This window comes from Psychrobacter sp. Pi2-51 (assembly GCF_904846665.1).
In the GTDB taxonomy this organism is placed as follows: Bacteria; Pseudomonadota; Gammaproteobacteria; order Pseudomonadales; family Moraxellaceae; genus Psychrobacter; species Psychrobacter glaciei.
On record NZ_CAJHBP010000062.1, the window covers coordinates 1 to 1298 of the forward strand.

Here is a 1298-nt window from a genome sequence, read left to right on the forward strand (position 1 = left end):
CCAAAAAAAGAGGAAATACCCATGGCAAAGGCCAAGTTTGAACGCAGCAAGCCACACGTCAACGTCGGTACCATCGGACACGTTGACCATGGTAAAACAACCCTAACAGCCGCTATCGCAACCGTAGCAGCAATCACCTCAGGTGGCGAAGCCAAAGACTACGCGTCTATTGACTCAGCCCCAGAAGAAAAAGCACGTGGCATCACCATCAACACCTCACACGTAGAGTATGACACCCCAGCACGTCACTACGCTCACGTTGATTGCCCAGGTCACGCCGATTATGTTAAAAACATGATCACCGGTGCAGCCCAGATGGACGGCGCAATCCTAGTCGTATCAGCTACTGACGGCCCTATGCCACAAACACGTGAGCACATCCTGCTTTCACGTCAGGTTGGCGTACCGTACATCGTCGTATTCATGAACAAGTGCGACGTTGTTGATGACGAAGAATTGCTTGAACTAGTAGAAATGGAAGTTCGTGAATTACTAAGCGACTATGACTTCCCAGGTGATGACACCCCAATCATCCATGGTTCTGCTACTGAAGCTCTAAAAGGCTCACAAGAAAAATATGGCCAACCAGCTGTCGTAGAACTACTAAACGTTCTTGACACCTACATCCCAGAGCCAGAGCGTGACATCGACAAAGCATTCCTAATGCCAATCGAAGACGTATTCTCAATCTCAGGTCGTGGTACTGTTGTAACGGGCCGTGTTGAATCTGGTATCGTTAAAGTTGGTGACGAAATCGAAATCGTCGGTATCCGTGACACTCAAAAAACCACCTGTACTGGTGTAGAGATGTTCCGTAAACTGCTTGACGAAGGTCGTGCAGGCGAAAACTGTGGCGTACTACTACGTGGTACTAAGCGTGAAGACGTACAACGTGGCCAAGTACTTGCTAAGCCAGGTTCAATCACTCCTCACACCAAGTTTGACGCTGAAGTATACGTGTTGAGCAAAGAAGAGGGTGGTCGTCACACACCATTCCTAAACGGCTATCGTCCACAGTTCTACTTCCGTACTACTGACGTAACTGGCGCAATCCAATTACAAGATGGTACTGAAATGGTTATGCCTGGTGATAACGTTGAGATGGGCGTAGAGCTTATCCACCCAATCGCTATGGACAAAGGTCTTCGCTTCGCTATTCGTGAAGGCGGCCGTACTGTAGGCGCTGGTGTTGTTGCTAACGTATTGAACTAAGCATTAACCTGTCAGAGTAATCTGATCAGAGTTAAGCAGTTCGTGAAAAGCCGCTCTCTTTATTGAGGGTGGCTTTTTTTTGGGTG

The 1298-nt window shown here is 48.2% G+C and carries 1 protein-coding gene; it reads left to right on the forward strand.

Going from position 1 to position 1298, the window contains the following annotated elements; translation table 11 throughout:
• Nucleotides 1-21 precede the first annotated feature (21 nt).
• Entirely contained in the window at nt 22-1212 is a 1191-nt protein-coding gene (gene tuf / locus JMY08_RS13900) for an elongation factor Tu (RefSeq protein WP_010201720.1), read from the forward strand.
• Nucleotides 1213-1298: the final 86 nt, after the last annotated feature.